1 protein-coding gene is annotated in these 458 nt (G+C 41.0%); it reads right to left on the bottom strand.

Translation table 11 applies throughout. The annotated features are described in order from the left end of the window. Positions 1–441: proton-conducting transporter transmembrane domain-containing protein (locus ENE75_RS26060; protein WP_259371727.1), on the bottom strand; the 441-nt coding region annotated here is incomplete at its 3' end. Between the last annotated feature and the right edge of the window lie 17 nt (positions 442–458).

Genomic DNA, 458 nt, shown 5'->3' with positions numbered 1-458 from the left:
GGCATCGGGTAACCAGATGTGTAACGGAAACATGGCACTCTTACCTGCACCACCCATGAACACCATCACCAATCCCCATGTTAATGCAGAGATGCCAATGAATGAAGCAGAGGTGATAGCTAAGAATTGTGAAGATTGTTGTGTAGTTAAATTTTGAATAATGGTATTGAAGTCTAAGCTTTCACCATAAAATGCAAGGATCAATATACCGATGAGAAAACCAAGATCGGCAAAGCGTGTTACAATGAATGCTTTTTTTGATGCAGCAACTGCCGATGGTTTCTGGAAGTAGTAACCGATGAGTAAATAAGAGGAAGCACCAACCAACTCCCAGAACATGTAGATCTGGAAAAGATTGGATGATACCACCAGACCCAGCATCGAAAACGTAAATAAACCAAGAAAGGAATAGTAAGTGGCAAATCGTTCTTCGCCTTTCATATAACCGAGACTGAAGA

The organism is Rubrivivax albus (assembly GCF_004016515.1).
GTDB classification, from domain to species: domain Bacteria; phylum Pseudomonadota; class Gammaproteobacteria; order Burkholderiales; family Burkholderiaceae_C; genus Rubrivivax; species Rubrivivax albus.
This window is presented reverse-complemented; position numbering and strand designations above follow the sequence as displayed.